At 68.4% G+C, this 20,669-nt stretch carries 19 protein-coding genes and 2 tRNA genes; 15 read left to right on the top strand and 6 right to left on the bottom strand.

Annotated features, from left to right (window positions below; translation table 11 throughout):
- The first annotated feature begins 43 nt into the window (after window positions 1-43).
- Window positions 44-1,639: a phosphoglycerate dehydrogenase gene (gene serA / locus JOE30_RS16575; RefSeq protein WP_204867971.1), complete on the top strand. Its 1,596-nt coding sequence runs from the start codon at window positions 44-46 to the stop codon at window positions 1,637-1,639.
- Between the two features lie 26 nt (window positions 1,640-1,665).
- Window positions 1,666-2,679, top strand: coding sequence for a 3-isopropylmalate dehydrogenase (locus JOE30_RS16570; RefSeq protein WP_204867969.1), 1,014 nt, complete (start codon window positions 1,666-1,668; stop codon window positions 2,677-2,679).
- Here the strand turns inward: JOE30_RS16570 and JOE30_RS16565 are convergent.
- A complete protein-coding gene (locus tag JOE30_RS16565; RefSeq protein WP_204867966.1) occupies window positions 2,668-3,873 on the bottom strand; it encodes an MFS transporter in 1,206 nt (401 codons plus the stop codon). The genes JOE30_RS16570 and JOE30_RS16565 overlap by 12 nt on opposite strands.
- Window positions 3,874-4,003: 130 nt before the next feature.
- On the opposite strand from JOE30_RS16565, the gene JOE30_RS16560 reads away from it, so the two are divergent.
- The 6 genes from JOE30_RS16560 (at window position 4,004) to JOE30_RS16535 (ending at window position 8,442) form a co-directional block, all read left to right on the top strand.
- Window positions 4,004-4,774 carry a fumarylacetoacetate hydrolase family protein gene (locus JOE30_RS16560; RefSeq protein WP_204867964.1) on the top strand — a complete coding sequence of 257 codons (771 nt, stop codon included), beginning with the start codon at window positions 4,004-4,006 and terminating at the stop codon, window positions 4,772-4,774.
- Window positions 4,771-6,255 carry a glutamate--tRNA ligase gene (gene gltX, locus JOE30_RS16555; RefSeq protein WP_204867961.1) on the top strand — a complete coding sequence of 495 codons (1,485 nt, stop codon included), beginning with the start codon at window positions 4,771-4,773 and terminating at the stop codon, window positions 6,253-6,255. Before JOE30_RS16560 ends, gltX begins: the two co-directional genes overlap by 4 nt.
- A gap of 36 nt (window positions 6,256-6,291) precedes the next feature.
- Window positions 6,292-7,278 carry a YihY/virulence factor BrkB family protein gene (locus tag JOE30_RS16550; RefSeq protein WP_204867959.1) on the top strand — a complete coding sequence of 329 codons (987 nt, stop codon included), beginning with the start codon at window positions 6,292-6,294 and terminating at the stop codon, window positions 7,276-7,278.
- An 87-nt stretch (window positions 7,279-7,365) separates the two neighbouring features.
- A tRNA-Gln gene (locus JOE30_RS16545) sits at window positions 7,366-7,437 on the top strand.
- A gap of 83 nt (window positions 7,438-7,520) precedes the next feature.
- Window positions 7,521-7,593: transfer RNA gene (locus tag JOE30_RS16540), tRNA-Glu, on the top strand.
- A 108-nt stretch (window positions 7,594-7,701) separates the two neighbouring features.
- The gene (locus JOE30_RS16535; RefSeq protein ID WP_204867957.1) at window positions 7,702-8,442 is read left to right on the top strand and encodes a glycosyltransferase family 2 protein; all 741 of its coding nucleotides are present in this window, start codon (window positions 7,702-7,704) and stop codon (window positions 8,440-8,442) included.
- 18 nt (window positions 8,443-8,460) lie between these two features.
- On the opposite strand, the gene JOE30_RS16530 is transcribed toward JOE30_RS16535, so the two are convergent.
- Window positions 8,461-9,162, bottom strand: coding sequence for an IclR family transcriptional regulator (locus tag JOE30_RS16530; protein ID WP_204867955.1), 702 nt, complete (start codon window positions 9,160-9,162; stop codon window positions 8,461-8,463).
- A 61-nt stretch (window positions 9,163-9,223) separates the two neighbouring features.
- Here JOE30_RS16530 and leuC point away from each other — a divergent pair, with 61 nt between their 5' ends.
- The 3 genes from leuC to JOE30_RS16515 all read left to right on the top strand — a co-directional run bounded on the left by leuC (window position 9,224) and on the right by JOE30_RS16515 (window position 12,178).
- Entirely contained in the window at window positions 9,224-10,642 is a 1,419-nt protein-coding gene (gene leuC / locus JOE30_RS16525; protein ID WP_204867952.1) for a 3-isopropylmalate dehydratase large subunit, read from the top strand.
- A gap of 54 nt (window positions 10,643-10,696) precedes the next feature.
- Window positions 10,697-11,305 carry a 3-isopropylmalate dehydratase small subunit gene (gene leuD / locus JOE30_RS16520; RefSeq protein WP_027507004.1) on the top strand — a complete coding sequence of 203 codons (609 nt, stop codon included), beginning with the start codon at window positions 10,697-10,699 and terminating at the stop codon, window positions 11,303-11,305.
- Window positions 11,306-11,467: 162 nt separating this feature from the next.
- On the top strand, window positions 11,468-12,178 hold the full coding sequence (locus JOE30_RS16515) for an HU family DNA-binding protein (protein WP_204867949.1): 711 nt from the start codon (window positions 11,468-11,470) through the stop codon (window positions 12,176-12,178).
- A gap of 77 nt (window positions 12,179-12,255) precedes the next feature.
- On the opposite strand, the gene JOE30_RS16510 is transcribed toward JOE30_RS16515, so the two are convergent.
- The 3 genes from JOE30_RS16510 to cofC all read right to left on the bottom strand — a co-directional run bounded on the left by JOE30_RS16510 (window position 12,256) and on the right by cofC (window position 16,216).
- Window positions 12,256-13,191, bottom strand: coding sequence for an NUDIX hydrolase (locus tag JOE30_RS16510; RefSeq protein ID WP_204867947.1), 936 nt, complete (start codon window positions 13,189-13,191; stop codon window positions 12,256-12,258).
- A gap of 9 nt (window positions 13,192-13,200) precedes the next feature.
- A complete protein-coding gene (locus JOE30_RS16505) occupies window positions 13,201-15,330 on the bottom strand; it encodes an RNA degradosome polyphosphate kinase (protein WP_239532912.1) in 2,130 nt (709 codons plus the stop codon).
- 187 nt (window positions 15,331-15,517) lie between these two features.
- Window positions 15,518-16,216: a 2-phospho-L-lactate guanylyltransferase gene (gene cofC, locus JOE30_RS16500; protein WP_204867942.1), complete on the bottom strand. Its 699-nt coding sequence runs from the start codon at window positions 16,214-16,216 to the stop codon at window positions 15,518-15,520.
- Window positions 16,217-16,342: 126 nt separating this feature from the next.
- On the opposite strand from cofC, the gene JOE30_RS16495 reads away from it, so the two are divergent.
- Both JOE30_RS16495 and JOE30_RS16490 read left to right on the top strand, forming a co-directional pair.
- Entirely contained in the window at window positions 16,343-17,341 is a 999-nt protein-coding gene (locus tag JOE30_RS16495; RefSeq protein WP_204867940.1) for an NAD(P)H-dependent glycerol-3-phosphate dehydrogenase, read from the top strand.
- Between the two features lie 53 nt (window positions 17,342-17,394).
- Complete coding sequence (locus tag JOE30_RS16490; protein ID WP_204867938.1) at window positions 17,395-18,501, top strand: D-alanine--D-alanine ligase family protein; 1,107 nt, start codon at window positions 17,395-17,397, stop codon at window positions 18,499-18,501.
- Between the two features lie 18 nt (window positions 18,502-18,519).
- Here JOE30_RS16490 and JOE30_RS16485 read toward each other — a convergent pair whose 3' ends face one another.
- Window positions 18,520-19,092 carry a DUF3515 domain-containing protein gene (locus JOE30_RS16485; protein ID WP_056445452.1) on the bottom strand — a complete coding sequence of 191 codons (573 nt, stop codon included), beginning with the start codon at window positions 19,090-19,092 and terminating at the stop codon, window positions 18,520-18,522.
- A gap of 132 nt (window positions 19,093-19,224) precedes the next feature.
- On the opposite strand from JOE30_RS16485, the gene JOE30_RS16480 reads away from it, so the two are divergent.
- Together JOE30_RS16480 and JOE30_RS16475 are read left to right on the top strand one after the other, a co-directional pair.
- Window positions 19,225-20,184, top strand: coding sequence for a thiamine-phosphate kinase (locus tag JOE30_RS16480; protein WP_307806206.1), 960 nt, complete (start codon window positions 19,225-19,227; stop codon window positions 20,182-20,184).
- Window positions 20,169-20,669 (top strand): GNAT family N-acetyltransferase, encoded by a 501-nt coding sequence (locus tag JOE30_RS16475; RefSeq protein ID WP_204867936.1) that lies wholly within the window; start codon window positions 20,169-20,171, stop codon window positions 20,667-20,669. Before JOE30_RS16480 ends, JOE30_RS16475 begins: the two co-directional genes overlap by 16 nt.

Below are 20,669 nucleotides of genomic sequence, written 5' to 3'. Positions count from 1 at the left end.
GAACCACACCTCTTCTCCGTCACCTGATCAGGGAGTTCTCCACGTGAGCCAGCCAGGCCGCCCCGTCGTACTCATCGCCGACAAACTTGCGCAGTCCACCGTCGAGGCTCTCGGCGACGGTGTCGAGGTCCGGTGGGTGGACGGTCCGGATCGCCCGGCCCTCCTGGCCGCGGTTCCCGACGCGGACGCCATCCTGGTCCGCTCCGCGACCACGGTCGACGCCGAGGTGCTCGCTGCCGGTAGCAAGCTCAAGATCGTCGCCCGCGCCGGCGTCGGCCTGGACAACGTCGACGTCCCCGCAGCCACCGAGCGCGGCGTGCTCGTCGTCAACGCCCCCACGTCCAACATCCACACCGCCGCCGAGCACGCGGTGACGCTGCTGCTCTCGGCTGCCCGCCAGATTCCCGCCGCCGATGCCACGCTGCGTCGGCACGAGTGGAAGCGCAGCACGTTCAACGGCGTCGAGATCTTCGGCAAGACCGTCGGTGTGGTCGGGCTCGGCCGCATCGGTCAGCTCTTCGCGCAGCGTCTCGCCGCGTTCGAGACGCACATCATCGCGTACGACCCCTACGTCTCCCCGGCTCGTGCGGCCCAGCTCGGCATCGAGCTGGTCAGCCTCGACGAGCTTCTCGAGCGCGCCGACATGTTCTCCGTGCACCTGCCGAAGACCCCCGAGACCAAGGGTCTGATCGGCAAGGAGGCGCTCGCCCGGACCAAGAAGGGCGTCATCGTCGTCAACGCCGCCCGCGGTGGACTGGTCGACGAGCAGGCTCTCGCCGACGCGATCACCAGCGGCCACGTCTTCGCCGCGGGTATCGACGTCTACGCGAGCGAGCCGTGCACCGACAGCCCGCTGTTCGAGCTCCCGCAGGTCGTCGTCACCCCGCATCTCGGTGCGTCGACCACCGAGGCCCAGGACCGTGCCGGCACCGACGTCGCCAAGTCCGTCCTGCTCGCCCTCGCCGGCGAGTTCGTGCCCGACGCCGTGAACGTCTCCGGCGGCGCCGTGGGCGAGGAGGTCGCGCCGTGGCTCGACATCGTGCGCAAGCAGGGCGTCCTGCTGGGTGCCCTGTCGGACGAGCTCCCGACGTCGCTGTCCGTCGACGTGCGTGGTGAGCTGGCGTCCGAGGACGTCGACATCCTCAAGCTGTCGGCGCTGCGGGGACTGTTCTCCGCCGTCATCGAGGACGCGGTCACCTTCGTCAACGCGCCGTCGCTCGCCGAGGAGCGTGGCGTCACGGCCGACGTGACCAAGGCCAGCGAGAGCCCCAACCACCGGAGCGTCGTCGACGTCCGTGCGGTCTACGGCGACGGGACCGTCGTCAACGTCGCGGGCACCCTCACCGGTCCGCAGCACGTGGAGAAGATCGTCAACATCAACGGCCGCAACTTCGATCTGCGCGCCGAGGGCAAGAACCTCATCGTGACGTACGACGACCGTCCCGGCTCGCTCGGACGCATCGGCACCGCCCTGGGCGACGCCGGTGTCGACATCGCCGCCGCGGCACTCAGCCAGGATGCGGAGGGTGGCGGTGCCACCATCCTGCTGCGCGTCGATCGTGATGTGGCGCAGGACGTTCGGGACGCCATCGCCGCCTCCGTGGGCGCGACGACCATCGAGCTGGTCGACCTGTCCTGATGTCGACGCCGAACGAGGGGACTTCGATGAAGCTGGGTGTCGTGGCCGGAGACGGCATCGGACCGGAGGTGGTGGCCGAGGCACTCAAGGTGCTCGAGGTGGTCGCGCCCGGTGCGGAGACGACGGAGTACGACCTGGGTGCACGGCGCTATCACGCGACGGGGGAGATCCTGCCGCCGTCGGTGCTCGAGGAACTCCGCGGCCACGACGCCATCCTGCTCGGCGCCATCGGTGATCCGTCGGTGCCCAGCGGTGTGCTCGAGCGCGGGCTGTTGCTGACCGCGCGATTCGCGCTGGATCACCACATCAACCTGCGGCCGTCCAAGCTGTACCCGGGTGTCGTCGGTCCGTTGGCGGGCAACAAGCCGGTCGACATCGTCGTCGTACGGGAGGGCACCGAGGGCCCGTACACGGGCAACGGCGGCGCCATCCGCGTCGGCACTCCGCACGAGGTCGCCACCGAGGTCAGCCTCAACACGCGATTCGGTGTGGAGCGCGTGGTCCGGGACGGCTTCGCCCGAGCGATGGGTCGTCGCAAGCACGTGACGCTGCTGCACAAGACGAACGTGCTGGGGTTCGCAGGATCGCTGTGGAAGCGGACGGTCGACGAGGTGGCGGCCGAGTTCCCCGACGTCGAGGTGGCGTACCAGCACATCGACGCGGCGACGATCCACCTGGTGACCGACCCGGGCCGCTTCGACGTGATCGTCACCGACAATCTCTTCGGCGACATCATCACCGATCTCGCGGCCGCGGTCGCCGGTGGTATCGGTCTGGCCGCGAGCGCGAACATCGATGCGACGCGGACGAATCCGAGCATGTTCGAGCCCGTGCACGGCAGTGCGCCGGACATCGCCGGCAAAGGAATCGCCGATCCGACGGCCGCCATCCTGTCGGTGTCGCTCCTCCTCGCACATCTCGGCGAGACCGAGGCGGCGGAGCGCGTCGAGTCCGCCGTCGCGCAGGACCTCGCGACGCGCACCGCCGGGGATCCGGGTACGACCGCGACGATCGGCGATCGGATCGCCTCACTGGTGTAGTCGGTCTCGCGCTTCTCGCGGAATGGTCGGTACCGCGAGAAGCGCGATAGCCGCGGACGCCCCGAACGCCACCGCGTACGACGTGTGCGTGATCAGGGCGCCGAATGCCGGGGGAACCGCCGACGCGGCGATGAACTGACTGGTGTTCTGCGCGCCGAGTGCCCGCCCGCTCCAGAACGGACCCGCCCGCTCGGCCACGGCGGTGAACGCGAGCCCGTTGGGTGACACCGTCGCCACCGACGCGACCACGAGTATCACCACCGATGCCGCGAGGCCCAGGGCGTCCGCGATCGCCAGCGCGGCCATCACGACGACGACGCCGACGGCGACCCACCGCATCGGTCCGAGCCTGCTGCCCACCCGGTCCGAGACGGCGCCGGCGGCGATGCGCCCGCCTGCTCCGAGTATCTGCGAGACGGTGATGAGGACACCGGCGGCCTCGGGGGACCACGTCCGTTGGTCCACGAGCCAGACGAGGGCGAACGTCCACACCACGTACTGCGGCACCACCAGCGCGACCGAGGCGCCGTGTATGCGCCAGAGATCGCGACGCCCGCGGTAGGGGTTGGCAAGGAGGTCGGCACTCGAGGCGGCGGATCGGGAGGGCCGCGGCGGATCGAACACGCCGACGACGCAGGCGAGAGCGGAGAGGGCGGACGCGACCGCGGGAAGGAGCATCGCGGTTCCCACCCCGTGATCGCGGGCAATACCGGGAATCAGCAACGCGGACAGTGCGACTCCGAGAGGGAGAGACATCTGCCGGATGCCCATGGCCAGGCCGCGGCGGTGGGGAGGGAACCACCCCACCACCACGCGTCCGGTGGCGGAGTTCACGCTGGCGGCAGCCATGCCGCCGAGCAGCAGGAAGACGGCCAGCGCGACCGTGGACTCCGTCGCGGCGGCGCAGAAGGCGGCCACCGACGTCAGCACGGAACCGGCGATGAGGGACCGCCGTTCGCCCACGCGGTCGACGACGGCACCCCACGCGAACAGCGTCAGGACGATGCCGGCCGTCGGCATCGCCACGACCAGACCCGCCGACGCGAGCGAGAGTCCGCGCTGATCCCGCAGTGCGGGGATGAGGAAGGCGGCGCCGTTCAGGAGAAGTGCCGTGGAGGCCGTCGCGAGCATGCCGATCACGAGCATCGCCCACCGACCCGCCGTGGACGTGGTGTAGCGCTGGACGCGACTCATGCCGGCTCCGTTCTCATCATGTGGGACAGCATTCTCGTATGTTGAACTCCCGGTCGCCGATGCTACCCCGCGCGCGTCGTCGTTCGTCGCCCGCCGGTGTCCGCTCGATGCCGCTCGATAGACTTCCGCCATGCGTCTTGGTCGAGTAGCGAGTCCCGACGGTGTTGCATTCGTCGCCATCGAAGGCGACGGGGACGAGAGGACGGCGCGAGAGATCGCGGAACATCCCTTCGGCACACCCACCTTCACCGGCCGGAGCTGGTCCCTGGCCGACGTCCGCCTGCTGGCGCCCATTCTCGCCAGCAAGGTGATCTGCATCGGCAAGAACTACGCGGCGCACGCCGCGGAGATGGGCTCGGACGCACCCGAGGACCCGGTGATCTTCATCAAGCCCAACACGTCCATCGTCGGACCCGGTGCGAACATCGTGCGTCCGCCGACGTCGTCCGAGGTTCACTTCGAAGGTGAGCTCGCGGTGGTCATCGGCCGTCCGTGCAAGGACGTTCCGGCAGCACGCGCTCTCGATGTGGTGCTCGGCTACACCGTCGCGAACGACGTCACGGCCCGCGACAACCAGCGCCACGACGGTCAGTGGACCCGCGCCAAGGGTTACGACACCTTCTGCCCACTCGGCCCCTGGATCGAGACCGCGCTCGACGCCTCGGATCTCGCTCTGACCACCACGGTGGACGGTGCGGTGAAGCAGAACAGTCGCACCTCGCTCCTGCTGCACGACGTGCCGAAGATCATCGAGTGGATCTCGTCGGTGATGACTCTGCTTCCCGGCGACGTCATCCTGACCGGCACCCCGGAAGGCGTGGGGCCGATCGTGGCGGGCGAGAGCGTGTCCGTCGAGATCGAGGGCATCGGCACGCTGACCAATCCGGTGGTGGACAAGTGACCGCCGCGAGCGTTCCCGCATCCGACGTCCGCGTCCGGTTCTGCCCGTCGCCCACCGGAACCCCGCACGTCGGGCTGGTGCGCACGGCACTGTTCAACTGGGCGTTCGCCCGCCATCACGGCGGCGCGTTCGTGTTCCGCATCGAGGACACCGACGCCGCACGTGATTCCGAGGAGTCTTACCAGGCGCTGCTCGACGCGCTGCGGTGGCTCGGACTCGACTGGGACGAGGGTCCCGAGGTCGGTGGGCCGTACGAGCCGTACCGGCAGTCGTTGCGCCGTGATCAGCACCTCGCCGTGGTGCAGCAACTCGTCGACGCGGGGGAGGCGTACGAGAGCTTCTCCACACCGGAGGAGGTGGAGGCGAGGCATCTCGCGGCCGGCCGAGATCCGAAGTTGGGCTTCGACAATCACGACCGCACGTTGACCGATGAGCAGCGGGAGGCCTTCCGCGCCGAGGGACGCAAGCCCGTCATCAGGTTGCGTATGCCCGATCACGATCTGTCGTGGAACGACCTCGTGCGCGGCGAGACGACGTTCCGCGCCGGCACCGTTCCGGACTTCGCGCTCACCCGCGGCAACGGTGTCCCGCTGTACACGTTGGTGAACCCCGTGGACGACGCGCTGATGAAGATCACGCACGTCCTGCGCGGTGAGGACCTGCTGTCCTCGACTCCGCGTCAGATCGCGCTGTACGACGCCCTCGTGCGCATCGGTGTGGCGGAACGTGTCCCGGAGTTCGGGCACCTGCCGTTCGTGATGGGGCAGGGCAACAAGAAGCTGTCGAAGCGCGACCCCGAGGCGGATCTCTTCCTGCACCGGGAGCGCGGGTTCGTCCCCGAAGGTCTGCTGAACTACCTGGCCCTCCTCGGGTGGGGTTTCTCCGAGGACCGCGATGTCTTCTCGCTCGACGAGATGGTGGGTGCCTTCGACATCTCGACGGTCAACTCGAACCCGGCCCGCTTCGATCAGAAGAAGGCCGACGCCATCAATGCCGAACACATCCGGCTGCTCGAGCCGGCCGACTTCGCTGCGCGCCTGCGGGCGTACCTCGAGACGCACGGCCATCCGATCGGGGTGTCGGACGCGGCGTTCGCCGAGGCAGCGGAACTGGTGCAGACGCGCATCGTCGTGCTGTCCGACGCCTGGGGACTGCTGAAGTTCCTGCTGGCCCCCGCCGCGGAGTTCACGGTCGATCCGGCGTCGGCAGCCAAGAATCTGGGCGCCGACGCGGCACCCGTCCTGGACGCCACGGTGCGCGCCGTGGAGGGCGCAGCGGAGTGGACCGCGGAGGCCTTGGAGTCGGCTCTCAAGGTCGCGCTCATCGACGAGATGGAGCTCAAGCCGCGCAAGGCGTTCGCGCCGGTGCGCGTGGCGGTGACCGGTTCCCACATCAGCCCACCGCTGTACGAGTCGATGGTGCTGCTGGGCCGGGAGCTGACGCTGGCCCGGTTGCGGTCGGCCCGTGCGTCGATCGTCTGAGGTGACTCGGATCCGTTCGGGCGAAAGGGTGTGGTGATGAGCTTCACCGATCGGATCGACAAGTTTCAGCAGCGGCACCCCGCCATGGGATTTCCGTTGGCCGTGTTCTACAAGTTCTTCGACGACCAGGGCGGCTACCTGGCGGCACTCATCGCCTACTTCGGTTTCATCTCGCTGTTCCCGTTGCTGCTGCTGTTCTCGACCGTCCTGGGCATCGTCCTGGCCGGCGATCCCGAACTGCAGCAACGGATCATCGATTCGGCCATGAGCCAGATCCCGTTGATCGGCGAACAACTCGGCCAACCGGAAGGGCTGAGCGGGGGGACCGGGGCCATCGTCATCGGTGTCCTGGGATCGCTCTACGGCGGCCTGGGTGTGGCGGTGGCCGCGCAGAACGCGATGAACGTCGCCTGGTCCGTCCCGAAGAACGATCGCCCCGATCCTGTCCGCGCGCGCGTGCGCGGCTTCGGCCTGCTGCTGACCGTCGGGACGGCCGTCATCGGCGTCACGGTCCTGAACGGTTTCAACGCGGCGGGCTTCTTCGGCACGATCGCGCAGGTGCTCGTCACGATCGCGGCGATCGTGCTCAACACCGCCACGTTCGTCGTGGCGTTCCGGCTCGGGACCACGCGTGCGGTGAGCGTGCGCGACGTGCTTCCCGGCGCCGTCATCGGCGCGCTGCTGTGGCAGGCCCTGCAGTCCTTCGGTGGGCTGTACGTTCAACGCGTCGTCGGCGGTGCGGACACGACCAACGGTGTGTTCGCGATCGTCCTCGGGCTGCTCGCGTTCCTCTACATCTCCTCGCTGGTGCTGGTCCTGTGCATCGAGGTGAACGTCGTGCGGACCGACAGGTTGCACCCGCGCGCTCTGCTCACCCCGTTCACGGACAACGTCGAACTGACCGACGGTGACAGGGACGCGTACACGGCGCAGGCCGAGGCGCAGCGAAGCAAGGGTTTCGAGGAGATCGAGGTCACCTTCGGTGGGCCCGACGGGTCGCAGTCGACCGACCCAGCCCGCTGACCAGCCGATTTGGTGAATGCGGGATGGTGTTTGGTAGTGTTCTCCACGGCTCGAAACGGCCCGGAGAACGCGTCCGGACCAGGCCATTGGGGTATGGTGTAATTGGCAACACAGCGGTTTCTGGTACCGCCATTCTAGGTTCGAGTCCTGGTACCCCAGCAGAGAAACACCCGATTTCGTCGGATGCTCTCGGCCGGTTATGCTCTTCCGGTTGCTCCACCTGATTCACAGATGAAGATCCTGGCCCCGTCGTCTAGCGGCCTAGGACGCCGCCCTCTCAAGGCGGTAGCGCGGGTTCGAATCCCGTCGGGGCTACAACATTCGAGGACCACCGCGATGCGGTGGTCCTCGAGTCGTTTCCGGGGGAGCCGCACCCTCCCGCTCCGGTGGTGGGGCCGTGTCGGTGTGTCGTAGGTTCACTGGGTGTCCTCACTACTCATCGCTGTTCCCGTCTACGGCCAGATCGACTACACCCACGCTGTGGTCCAGGATCTGCGACGCGAGAACGCCACCTTCGTGATCATCGACAATCGCGGTGACTACACCCCGCTCGCCGACGAGCGCGTCGTCACGCCCGGCCGCAACCTCGGCTGGGCCGGCGGATCGAACCTCGGGTTCCGCATCGCCTTCAGCGACGGCCACACCCATGCGATGACGCTGAACAACGACACGCGGTTGTCCCGCGGGTTCCTCGACGCGGTGACCGACCCGCAACTGCCGTCGGATGCGGGCATCGTCGTGCCCGTCTACGACGACGCCTACGGCCACCGGGACATGAAGACGACGTACTCCGGGCCGGCGGAGGACTACGTACCGGTCGACAGGTACCGCAAGTGCTACGCCGTGGACGGAACCGCCATGACCATCACGAAGGACACCTGGCTGGCGCTCGGCGGGTACGACGAACGCAACTTCGGGTCCACGGGGTGGGGTGCGGACGTCGACTTCTGCATCCGCGCTGCAGCAGAGGGATTCGGCAGTTATGTCACCGAGCGCGCGTTCATCAACCACTTCGGCCGAGCCACCGCCATCGAGATGATGGGCAACCGCAAGTACCTCGCCAAGTCCGCGGTGGGCATGGTGGGCGGTGTGCTGCGCCTGCACCGGGGCAACGTGAGGAACTGGCTGTCCACGCCGCGACCGACGGTGCACGAGTTTCGGTGACCCGGCCGGCGCCTCGCCTCAGAGGCGTTTCTGCACGGCCTCCGCGGCCGCGAGAAGATCGGCGGCCCAGCGTGCTCCGGGACGGCGTCCCATGCGGTCGATAGGGCCGGACACGGAGATCGCGGCGACCACACGGTCGTCGCGTCCGCGAATCGGTGCGGCGACGCTGGCGACGCCGGGTTCGCGCTCGGCGGCGCTCTGTGCCCAGCCGCGCTTACGCACCTCGGCGAGCACCCGCTCACCGAAGGCGGCGTCGGGGAGGACGGTGCGCTGCAGTGCCGGGTCGGCCCACGCCAGCAGCACCTTGGCGCCGGAGCCGGCGGTGAGGGGGAGGCGGGCGCCGACGAGCACGGTGTCCCGCAGCCCGGTGGGAGGTTCCATGGCTGCCACGCACACGCGCACCGTGCCGTCGATGCGGTAGACCTGCACGCTCTCCCCGGTGATCTCGCGCAGCCGTGGCAGTACCGTGGCCGCGGCGTCGAGAAGGGGATCCTCGGCGGTGTGCGCCAGTTCGGCGAGCGCCGGCCCCGGCCGCCACAGTCCGTCGGCGTCGCGGCTGAGCATGCGATGCGTCTCGAGTCCGATGGCGAGCCGATGCGCGGTGGCGCGGGGGAGCCCGGTGGCGGAACACAGGTCGGCGAGGCTGCACGGTTCGAGTGACGCAGCCTGCAGAACGCTCATTGCTTTGTCCAGAACGCCGATGCCGCTATGCTGTCCCATGTAGCGATACTAGCGTCTCACAACGTGAGATGGTGATCGTCGTCGGTCGAAAGGTGGAGTCATGGCAGCGAAGACCCTGGCGGAGAAGGTCTGGGATCAGCACGTCGTCGTTCGCGGCGGTGGTGAGGGTGACGCGACCAAGCCGGATCTCGTCTACATCGATCTCCACCTCGTTCACGAGGTCACCAGCCCGCAGGCGTTCGACGGACTGCGTCTGGCCGGTCGGCCAGTGCGACGGCCCGATCTGACGATCGCGACGGAGGACCACAACGTCCCGACGGTCGACATCGACCAGCCGATCGCGGATCTCGTCTCCCGTACGCAGGTGGACACCCTGCGGCGCAACTGCGAGGAGTTCGGCATCCGCCTGCACTCGATGGGCGACATCGAGCAGGGCATCGTGCACATCATCGGGCCCCAGCTCGGCCTGACCCAGCCGGGAACCACCGTCGTGTGCGGGGACAGCCACACCTCGACGCACGGTGCGTTCGGCGCTCTCGCGATGGGTATCGGCACCAGCGAGGTCGAGCACGTGCTCGCGACCCAGACATTGTCGTTGCGCCCCTTCAAGACCATGTCGGTCACGGTGGACGGCGAACTCGGTGACGACGTCGGCAGCAAGGATCTGATCCTGGCGGTCATCGCGCAGATCGGTACGGGTGGTGGGCAGGGCTACGTCATCGAGTACCGCGGTGAAGCCATCCGGAAGATGTCGATGGAAGCGCGGATGACCATCTGCAACATGTCCATCGAGGCGGGCGCGCGTGCGGGCATGATCGCCCCCGACGAGATCACGTTCGAGTACATCAAGGGTCGGCCACACGCTCCCTCCGGTGAGCTGTGGGAGCAGGCCGTCGCCGACTGGTCGACGCTCGTCACGGACGACGGTGCCGTCTTCGACAAGGAAGTGCGGATCGACGGGTCGGCGCTGACTCCGTTCGTCACGTGGGGCACCAACCCCGGTCAGGGCGCACCCCTCAGTGCGTCGGTACCCGATCCGGCCGAGATCCTCGACGAGGGCGAGAGTCAGTCCGCCGAGAAGGCGCTCACCTACATGGGTCTCGAGCCGGGCACGCCGTTGCGCGACATTGCGGTCGACACCGTCTTCCTCGGGTCCTGCACCAACGGTCGGATCGAGGATCTCCGTGTGGCAGCGAAGATCTTGGACGGCCGTACCGTTGCCGACGGTGTGCGGATGCTCGTCGTCCCCGGCTCGATGCGTGTGCGCGCACAGGCCGAGGACGAGGGACTGGGCGCGATCTTCACTGCCGCAGGGGCGGAATGGCGCCAGGCGGGGTGCTCGATGTGTCTCGGAATGAATCCCGATCAGCTCGCTCCGGGTGAGCGTTCGGCCTCGACGTCGAACCGCAACTTCGAAGGGCGCCAGGGCAAGGGCGGCCGTACGCACCTCGTCTCGCCGGCGGTCGCCGCCGCCACCGCGGTGCGTGGACGGTTGTCGGCTCCCGCCGATCTCGGCTGAGTCGACCGACAGTCCTTCCGCCCCGTCCCCCGTACACCCCGTCAGGAGCTCGTCATGGAATCGTTCACCACGCACACCGGAATCGGTGTCCCGCTGCGCCGCAGCAACGTCGACACCGACCAGATCATCCCCGCCGTGTACCTCAAGCGCGTGACCCGAACGGGTTTCGAGGACGGGCTGTTCGCGGGGTGGCGCACCGATCCCGGTTTCGTCCTCAACACTCCGCCGTTCGACAAGGGTTCGGTCCTCGTCGCCGGACCTGATTTCGGTACCGGGTCCTCTCGGGAGCACGCCGTGTGGGCACTCTCGGACTACGGATTCCGGGCCGTGATCGCGTCCAGATTCGCCGACATCTTTCGCGGAAACGCCGGAAAGGCGGGTCTGCTGGCCGCCGTTGTCGAGCAATCGGATGTGGAACTGCTGTGGAAATTGCTGGACGAGCGCCCCGGGACGGAACTCACCGTCGACCTCGAGACGAAGACGATCAGCGCCGGAACACTGGTGGTGCGCTTCGATATTGACGACTACACGAGGTGGCGTCTGCTGGAGGGTCTGGACGACGTCGCGCTGACGTTACGCCAGGTAGAGGCCATTTCCGAGTTCGAGAAGTCCCGCCCGGAATGGAAGCCGAAGACACTTCCGGCGCCCGATCAGGCTCGGTGATTCCGGGCCGAAAAGGCCCTACCCGCGACACTCATTGTGGCTGCGATGATTACAGCCGAACAGACTGTTTTGGCGTGGCTCGTGGACTCGTGCGCATTTCCGGTTTACCGTGGTACTCAGTCGGTCCGACGACGGGCCAATCAGTATGCGGAGGAATCACCGATGAACAAGGCAGAACTGATCGACGCCCTGACCGAGAAGACAGGCGCGGATCGCCGGAGCGCCACGGACGCTGTCGAGAACATCGTCGACATCATCGTGCGCGCCGTGCACCGCGGCGAGTCGGTCACCATCACCGGCTTCGGTGTCTTCGAGCAGCGTCGCCGTGCAGCCCGCGTCGCTCGTAACCCGCGCACCGGCGAGACCGTCAAGGTCAAGCCGACGTCCGTTCCCGCGTTCCGTCCCGGTGCTCAGTTCAAGGCCGTCATCGCCGGTGGCCAGAAGTTGTCCGCCACGGGTCCCGCCGTGAAGCGTGGCGCCTCCGCAGCCCCCGCGAAGAAGACTGCGGCAGCGAAGAAGACGGCAGCGGCGAAGAAGACCGCGGCCAAGGCTCCGGCGAAGGCGGCGACCAAGGCTCCCGCCAAGACGGCGGCGAAGAAGACCACCGCCACCAAGGCACCGGCCAAGACCGCAGCGAAGAAGACCACCGCCACCAAGGCACCGGCCAAGACCGCAGCCAAGAAGACCACCGCCACCAAGGCACCGGCCAAGACCGCAGCCAAGAAGACCACCCCGGCCGCCGCGAAGAAGACCACGGCGACGAAGGCACCGGCCAAGACCGCAGCCAAGAAGACCACCCCTGCCAAGAAGGCCGCGCCCGCGAAGAAGGCGCCCGCCAAGAAGGCTCCGGCGAAACGTACTGCACGCAAGTAACGTTCCCGTTCGACACGAAGGAGCCCCGGACCGATGGTCCGGGGCTCCTTCGTGTTCGGGTCGGTCGTACCGGCTGTTCAGTCGTGCCGGCTACGCGGGAGTGGCGAATCGGTGTAGTCCGCTGCCACCAGGACACCACCGACGAAGCTGAGCACCCAGACGCTCGCCTTGCGCGATCGAGTGCGGGAGAGTTCGACGCCGTCGCTCTCGGCCCACCACTCCATCAGGTTGGGAATCACCTTGCCCTGACTGCAGATCACCGGGACGCCGGACGTCGAGGCGATGATCTCGCGTGCGCGCTGACGTCCCTTGTCGGGTAACTGCGCGTACCCCTCCTCGGTCAGCGTGGGCTCCAGGGCCAGATCGACTCCGACGGACTCGGCCCACGGCGCGATGGTCTGGACGCACCGAGCACGCTCGGCGGTGAATCCGTCGGTGCCGCCGTAGGCCTGGATCAGAGGAACCAGTGCTGCTGCCTGGCGGACACCGACGCTGTCCAGAGGCCGTTCGGCGTCATCTCCCTTGTAGCGCGCCTTGCTCCCGGCCCGCGCATGGCGCACCAGCACAGCCGTACTCGTCGGCACCGGGTGCTGCGCGAAACGACCGACGACGTCCCGGTCTACCTCGTAGGTCGCGAGATCGCGGGCCTCTGCGGGTGTGAGCCACCGCAGATCGTCGACCTCGTCGTTGACGACGAACTCGCCGTCCACGACTCGAGCGGCCCAGTAGTCGACCTGCTTGATCTTCTTCGAGCGCGGGAGCGGATAGGTGGTGGTTCCGAGACCGTGTCCGAGAACGCACCGGAAACCGGTCTCCTCCCACACTTCTCGAACGGCAGCGACCGCGGGTACCTCGTCGGCCTCGACCTTGCCCTTGGGAAGGGACCAGTCGTCGTAGCGCGGTCGATGCACCAACGCCACCACCGGCTCGTCGCCCTCGGGCCCCGGCCTCCACAGAACCGCACCCGCGGCGAGGACCGGATCAGGAGTCTTCGATGCGCGTGAGCTGCTCACCGACCCACCTCACGATCCGGTGTAGCGACGCTGGCGCATGAGGGACACCTGGTGATCCCGCACCGTCTCGCCGCTCGCGGGGGACGCCGTCCAGGCGCCGTCGGACTGCAGGACCCAGCAGCGGGTCGTGACGTCCATGGCCGAGTCGAGCATCGAGTTCAGCTGACCGGACAGCTTCGGGTCCTTCACCTGAGCCATGACCTCCACGCGTCGATCGAGGTTGCGGTGCATCATGTCCGCGCTGCCGATCCAGAACTCGTCGATCGCCTCGAAGTGCAACACACGCGAGTGTTCGAGGAACCGACCGAGGATCGACCGCACCTGAATGTTCTCGCTAAGACCGGGTACGCCCGGTTTGAGAGCACAGATACCGCGCACGACCACCTCGACCTGGACGCCCTCGGTGGACGCCCAGTACAGCGCGTCGATCACCTGCTCGTCGACGAGTGCGTTGGCCTTCAGGCGGATTCGGGCGTTCGCGCCGTCCTTGTGCGCCTGCACCTCGGCCTCGATGCGCTCGACGATTCCCGCCCGCACACCGAACGGCGCGACGAGGAGGTTCCGGTACTGCTCCTTGCGCGAGTAACCGGTGAGCGAGTTGAACAGGTCGGTGAGATCGGCGCCGATCTCGTCGGCGGCCGTGATGAGACCCACGTCCTCGTAGAGCCGGGCGGTCTTGGGGTTGTAGTTGCCGGTGCCGATGTGGCAGTACCGGCGAATGGTGTCGCCTTCGCGGCGGACGACGAGGCACGTCTTGCAGTGGGTCTTCAGTCCGACCAACCCGTAGACCACGTGCACGCCGGCCTGCTCCAGTTTGCGTGCCCAGGCGATGTTGGCCTGTTCGTCGAAGCGCGCCTTGATCTCCACGAGGGTCACGACCTGCTTGCCGGCCTCCGCCGCGGCGATCAGCGCGTTGACGATGGGGGAGTCGCCCGACGTCCGATAGAGGGTCTGCTTGATGGCGAGCACGTGCGGATCGGCTGCCGCCTGCTCGATGAAGCGCTGCACGCTGGTGGAGAACGAGTCGTACGGGTGATGCAGCAGCACGTCCCCGTCCCGCAGCGTGGAGAAGATCGACTTGGGCGTCTCGCGCTCACCGAAGGCGGGGTGCGTCGCCGGCACGAACGGTGCGTCCTTCAGGACAGGCTTGTCGACTCCGTAGAGCTGCATGAGGCACGACAGGTCGAGCAGTCCCGGTACCTGGATGACATCGCCCGGATCGACGTCCAACTCGCGCAGCAACAGGCTGAGCATGTGATCGGTCATGTCGTCCGCGACCTCGAGGCGAACGGGCGATCCGAATCGGCGGCGCGCGAGTTCGCGCTCGAGGGCCTGCAGGAGGTCCTCGTCCCGATCCTCCTCCACCTCGAAATCGGCGTTGCGCGTGATGCGGAAGGCGTGGTGCTCGACGATCTGCAGTCCCGGGAACAGGACGTCGAGATGCGCCGCGATGAGCTCCTCCATGGGAAGGAAAGCCGGCACGGTGCCGACGTCGCCCCGGTGCAACTGCACGAACCGATCGACGTTGTCCGGTACCTTCACCCTGGCGAAGTGCTCGCCGCCCGTCGTCGAGTCCTTCACCGTCACAGCGAGATTGAGACTCAAGCCGGAGATGTACGGGAACGGGTGGGCGGGATCCACGGCCAGCGGGGTGAGGACGGGGAACACCTGCTCGGTGAAATACCGTGTCAGACGGGTCCGCTCGTCGGAGGTGACCTCCGACCACCGGATGACCGAGATTCCCTCGTTCGCCAGCTCCGGCAGGATGCGGTCGATGAAGGTGCGGGCGTGACGGTCGGCGATCTCCTGGGTGCGCCGGGCGATCAACGCCAGCTGCTCACGGGGGGAGAGTCCGTCGGCGGAGCGGACGGACAGTCCGGTCTCGTCACGGCGCTTGAGGCCGGCCACCCGCACCATGTAGAACTCGTCGAGATTGCTGGCGAAGATGGCGAGGAACTTGGCCCGCTCGAGCAGCGGAAGCGACGAGTCCTCCGCGAGTGCCAGCACCCGTGAGTTGAAGTCGAGCCAACTCAACTCGCGGTTGAGATAGCGGTCTTCCGGGAGCAGGTCCGCCGGCACCGCGGTGTCCGATGTCGCGGCCGGCGGTGCCGTGGGTGCGGAGGGTGCCCGGCTGGCCAAGGGCGCGCTCCACTCACCGTCGACGGCGTCACCGGGTGCTGCGGAACTCGTGGGGGCCCCGGAACGGGAAGGGGCGTCGGTCGGATTCTCGGTCGCCTCGTTGGTCACGCGTCGATCATCCCCCACGCGGGGCGGGCGCGAGTAGTCGACCGCGTGCGAATTCGCGACGGGCCTCGCCCGGGCGCGGTCAGCGCGCGGCGGTCCAGCCCAGCTCGGCGAGCATCGCGGCTGTGTGCGGCCCGACCCCCAGGTCGAGGGCGGCGCGGACGTCGTCCGCCGTGTCCACGTCCAGACGCAGACCCGGCCAGGTGCCGAGGAGAGGGAACGCTCCGGAATCGACGTGGCGCGAGGCCGAATCGGGACCGAACCGTGGTTCGAGACGCCGGGGGCGACCCCGCACGATCAGGGCCGACGTTCCCGTGCCGGTGTGATCGATCACCACCGAGCGGGTGTCCGGGGGAGCGGCGGCGTAGGCCGCGACCAGTTCCGCGGTGCGCAGGGCAGGGAGGTCGGCCTGCAGGGCTATCACGTCGCCGCCGTGGGCGTCACTGATCGCGTCGTCCGCTGCGGACAGGGCGCGGTTGAGTCGCTCCACGGTGGTGGCGGCACCCGACTCGGGTTCGGACACCGTGTGTCCGCCGAGGGCGACCGCGACGCTCGCGACGCGAGCGTCCGGCGTGACGACCGACCATCCGGTGACGACGTCCGCGGCTGCGGCGGCCGACGCGGTGTCGCGCAACATCGCCAGCACGAGTTCGGCTCGTTCGTCGCCGGGGAAGGTCGTGGACAGTCGGCTCTTCGCGTCGACGAGGTTCTTCACCGCGAGCACGAGATGGACACCGCGCCGCGGGGCGGTGTCGGTCGGAGGTCGACTGGGCGTGCTCATGACCGTCGATCCTGCCAGCAGTCATTACCGCCGACTTCGTTCGGCAGGCCTCCGACATCGCTACTGTGAGCCGCCAGGGCTGCCGAGCGGGCGACGGCCTCGTGTCGATCGAGGAAAGGCTGGGTCATGGTCAAGGCAGCGGTGCTCGGTTCCGGTTCGTGGGGAACCGCGTTCGCGAAGGTGCTCGCCGACGCGGGCACCGACGTGACCATGTGGGCACGTCGAGAGGAACTCGCGACGTCCATCCAGGAGAACCACCGGAACGACGACTACCTTCCGGGAGTCGCACTGCCGTCTGCCATTCGAGCGACTCACGACGCCGCGGAGGCGTTGGACGGGGCCTGCACCGTCGTCCTCGCGGTGCCCTCGCAGGCCCTGCGTGCCAACCTGGCGGAGTGGGCTCCGCTGATGGGGTCGGACGTCACCCTGCTCTCGCTCGCCAAGGGCATCGAGACCGGGACCCTCATGCGCATGTCGCAGGTGATCTGTCAGGTCACCGGTGCGGACCCGAGTCGCGTCGGCACGTTGTCGGGACCGAATCTCGCCAAGGAGATCGCCACCGAGCAACCCACCGCGACGGTCATCGCCTGCCCGGACTCCAATCGCGCGATCGCGCTCCAGTCGGCGTGTGCCACCAGCTACTTCCGCCCGTACACGAACTCCGACGTCATCGGGTGCGAGATCGGCGGTGCGTGCAAGAACGTCATCGCCCTCGCGTGCGGCATGGCGGCGGGTATCGGTTTCGGGGAGAACTCGGTCGCCAGCATCATCACCCGCGGTCTCGCCGAGGTGACCCGTCTCGGTGTCGCGCTCGGCGCCAATCCGTCGACGCTCGCGGGTCTCGCCGGGGTGGGTGACCTCGTCGCCACGTGCTCGTCTCCGCTCTCGCGTAATCGCACGTTCGGCGAGCGGTTGGGTTCGGGTGGCTCGCTGGAGAGTGCGCAGGAAGCGGCGCACGGTCAGGTGGCCGAGGGTGTGAAGTCGTGCACATCCATCCGAGCTCTCGCGGAGGCCTACGACGTGGAGATGCCCCTCACAGACGCGGTCCACCGGGTCTGTCACGAGGGCCTCTCCGTTCCGGACGCCGTCCACAGCCTCCTGGGGCGTCGTCACAAGCCGGAGTGAACCGGGGCGGTGCGCGTCACGCCTCGTCCGGGGTTCGCCGGTACGGTGCTCACGTGACCGATCCCATCAAGGTCGCCGTGATCTACGGCGGTCGAAGCAACGAACACTCCGTCTCCTGCGTCTCGGCGGGAAGCGTCATGCGTCACCTCGATTCCGACCGCTTCGACGTGATCCCCATCGGGATCACGCGCGCCGGAACGTGGGTCGAGGGCACCGCAGACCCGACGGAGTTGCAGATCCGCGATCGCGTTCTCCCGTCGGTCGCCGGTGAGGGTGTTCCGCTCGCTCTCGGTGTCGATCCGGAGAACCCCGGCCGTCTCACGCGCTCCGTCGACGGGACGGCCGAGGACATCGGTGCGGTCGACGTCGTCTTCCCGGTGCTGCACGGTGCCTACGGCGAGGACGGCACGGTCCAGGGGCTGTTCGAGGTCGCCGGGATCCCATATGTGGGACCGGGAGTCCTCGCGAGCGCCGCGGCGATGGACAAGGAGTTCACCAAGAAGCTGCTCGCGGCCGAAGGCCTTCCCGTCGGCCGCCAGGTCGTCCTGCGCCGCGATCGCAAGACTCTGACCGCGGACGAGCGCGACGTCATCGGTCTCCCCGCGTTCGTGAAGCCGGCCCGCGGCGGGTCGTCGATCGGCATCACGCGCATCGTCGACTGGGACGAGCTGGAACACGCGGTGGCCGTTGCGCGAGAACATGATCCGAAGGTCGTGATCGAGGCCGGCATCGTCGGCCGCGAGGTGGAGTGCGGTGTCCTGGAGATGCCGGACGGCTCCGTCCGCGCCAGCGTCGTCGCCGAGATCCGCATGGACGAGGCCCCGGCGTCGGCCGGTGGTGCGACGTTCTACGACTTCGACAGCAAGTATCTCGACGACGTGGTCGAGTTCGACATCCCCGCTCTGCTGGACGACGACGTCTCGACGGTGCTGCGGGAGATCGCGGTCCGTGCCTTTGCTGCGCTGGATCTGCAAGGCCTCGCGCGCGTCGACTTCTTCGTGACCGACGACGGTCCGGTGATCAACGAGATCAACACGATGCCCGGCTTCACGGCCATCTCGATGTACCCGCGGATGTGGGAGGCGACGGGCGTCGGCTACTCGGAGCTCGTCGGCACCCTCGTCGACACCGCCCTGGCACGGGGGACCGGACTGCGGTGAGAGGTCGGCCCCACCGGGTCAATTGATCGGAGCGGGGTCCAGCGGCGTCTGCGGGAGAGCGCCCGACACCGCGGCCGACAGGGCCTGGATCGGGGTGGGGCCCGTGCCGTCGGGGATGGTGGCCGCGGCGTACACGCCCCGGTCGACGACGAACCAGGTGCTCGCGGCGAGGCCCTGATCCGCACCCGACACCCGGAACCACTGCACGCCGTCGACGACGTCGAGAGCGGCGGCCTGATCGAACTCCGCCGGACGCTCGAGCCCGCACCGCAGCACGATGGGGTCGGTGACGTCCTCGGACTGCCAGGCGGCCGCACCCACGGGCGCGGGATCGGCCAGCTCGGCGCGGGTGAACGAGTCGAACGTCTCCGGAAGTGCGCCGAGCAGCGTCGCGCACTCGGTGCTCTCGGCGAGCGGTGAGGGAACCGCGCCGAGGGCGACGGGCTCGCGGACGGGAGTTCTGTTCGCCATGACCGCCGCGACGATGATGCCGACGACGAGTGCGACGGGGAGGGCGATCGCGGTGGCGATCAGAGCGGGATGCAGACCCGTCGCCGACTCGTCCGTCGCGGTCGGTTCGTCCTGCGTCATCGTGCTCCCTCGTGTCGAACGGTCTCGGCGGAAACGTTACCCGCGCCCCGGCGGGGGCCCGGATGCGTGACGACGACGAGGACCCGTGGGATGCTGCACGACGGTGATCCACGACGGTGATGGAGGAGTTCTGTGTCACAGGCCGACGATCCCGCGACCGGGACGGTGGGGGACCTCGGTGAGTTCGCACTCATCGGCCGCGCGACGGCCGGCCGTATCCACCCTCCGTCGGTCGCGATCGGTCCGGGGGACGACGCGGCGGTGATCGCCGCCCCCGATTCCCGCGTCGTCGTCACGACCGACATGTTGGTGGAGGGCCGACACTTCCGACTCGACTGGTCGAGTCATCACGACGTCGGCCGAAAGGCCATCGCGCAGAACGCCGCGGACATCGCCGCGATGGGCGCGCGGTGCACGGGGTTCCTCGTCTCGATGTCGTGCCCGTCGACCACCGCGGTGTCGGACGTGGACGCGCTCACCGCGGGCCTGTGGGCGGAGGCGACGCGTGTCGGCGCGTCGATAGTCGGCGGAGACGTCACGGGTGGCGACCGGCTGGTGTTGTCGATCACCGCGCTGGGTGACCTCGAGGGTCGTCCCCCGGTGCTGCGGTCCGGTGCGCGGCCGGGCGACGTCCTCGCACTGTCCGGACCCACCGGCCGGTCCGCTGCCGGGTGGGCACTGTACGAGGCGGGCTCGGCCACCTACCCGGATCTGCTGGCCGCACACCGCGTCCCGACGCCCGATCCCGCCGACGGTCCGGCCGCGGCGCGCGCGGGAGCGTCGTCGATGTGCGACGTGTCCGACGGCGTGATCGGCGACGCGGGACATCTGTCGGCGATGTCCGCTGTGCGGCTCGACATCTCGGCGGCCGACATGGAGATCCCCGAGGACGTGGTGCAGGCCGGCATCGAACTCGGCGTCGACCCGCTGCACTGGGCGCTCGGCGGCGGTGAGGACCACGTGCTGCTCGCGACCTTCGCCTCCGACGACGTGCCGACCGGCTGGCGCCGGATCGGATCCGTGAGTGCGGGAACAGGAGTCACGGTGGACGGTGTGCGATGGGAAGGACCTGCGGCATGGACGAGCTTCTGACGATCACGACCACTCGGCTCGACGACCCGGACGTGGTCGCGATGATCGACGAGGTCCAGCAGGAGTACGTGCGACGCTACGGCGGCCCCGACGAGACGCCGCTCGACGTCCGAGAATTCCTGACGCCGCACGGCGTGATGCTGCAGGCCGTCCTGGACGGCGCCGTCGTCGGTATGGGTGGGTGGCGGACCCACGAGCACGGAGGACCCGAGGCGGAGGGACTGCGCGCCGGCGATGCGGAGATCAAGCGCATGTACGTCCGCACCGAGGCGCGAGGCGCGGGCGTCGCGCGCGCCCTGCTGCGGACGATCGAGGACACCGCCCGCGACGCGGGCCGGCTACGACTGGTCCTCGAGACCGGACTGCGTCAACCCGAGGCGATCGGCCTGTACACCTCGAGCGGGTATCGCCCGCTCGTACCGAAGTTCGGTCTCTACCGGCACGAGGAGCAGTCGGTGTGCATGGTGAAGGATCTGACCGGATGA

It is taken from the genome of Rhodococcus sp. PvP016, assembly GCF_017832185.1.
Taxonomy (GTDB): Bacteria; Actinomycetota; Actinomycetes; order Mycobacteriales; family Mycobacteriaceae; genus Rhodococcoides.
The sequence above is the reverse complement of the archived record's forward strand: the minus strand, read 5'-3'. Positions and strand labels throughout refer to the sequence as shown.

What these genes read in the sequence shown, in the direction of transcription:
- JOE30_RS16570 (WP_204867969.1), top strand. Translation starts at nt 1,666, where the DNA reads ATGAAGCTGGGTGTCGTGGCCGGAGACGGCATCGGACCGGAGGTGGTG.
- JOE30_RS16565 (WP_204867966.1), bottom strand. Translation starts at nt 3,873, where the DNA reads ATGAGTCGCGTCCAGCGCTACACCACGTCCACGGCGGGTCGGTGGGCG.
- JOE30_RS16560 (WP_204867964.1), top strand. Translation starts at nt 4,004, where the DNA reads ATGCGTCTTGGTCGAGTAGCGAGTCCCGACGGTGTTGCATTCGTCGCC.
- JOE30_RS16550 (WP_204867959.1), top strand. Translation starts at nt 6,292, where the DNA reads ATGAGCTTCACCGATCGGATCGACAAGTTTCAGCAGCGGCACCCCGCC.
- JOE30_RS16530 (WP_204867955.1), bottom strand. Translation starts at nt 9,162, where the DNA reads ATGGGACAGCATAGCGGCATCGGCGTTCTGGACAAAGCAATGAGCGTT.
- leuC (WP_204867952.1), top strand. Translation starts at nt 9,224, where the DNA reads ATGGCAGCGAAGACCCTGGCGGAGAAGGTCTGGGATCAGCACGTCGTC.
- leuD (WP_027507004.1), top strand. Translation starts at nt 10,697, where the DNA reads ATGGAATCGTTCACCACGCACACCGGAATCGGTGTCCCGCTGCGCCGC.
- JOE30_RS16515 (WP_204867949.1), top strand. Translation starts at nt 11,468, where the DNA reads ATGAACAAGGCAGAACTGATCGACGCCCTGACCGAGAAGACAGGCGCG.
- cofC (WP_204867942.1), bottom strand. Translation starts at nt 16,216, where the DNA reads ATGAGCACGCCCAGTCGACCTCCGACCGACACCGCCCCGCGGCGCGGT.
- JOE30_RS16495 (WP_204867940.1), top strand. Translation starts at nt 16,343, where the DNA reads ATGGTCAAGGCAGCGGTGCTCGGTTCCGGTTCGTGGGGAACCGCGTTC.
- JOE30_RS16485 (WP_056445452.1), bottom strand. Translation starts at nt 19,092, where the DNA reads ATGACGCAGGACGAACCGACCGCGACGGACGAGTCGGCGACGGGTCTG.
- JOE30_RS16475 (WP_204867936.1), top strand. Translation starts at nt 20,169, where the DNA reads ATGGACGAGCTTCTGACGATCACGACCACTCGGCTCGACGACCCGGAC.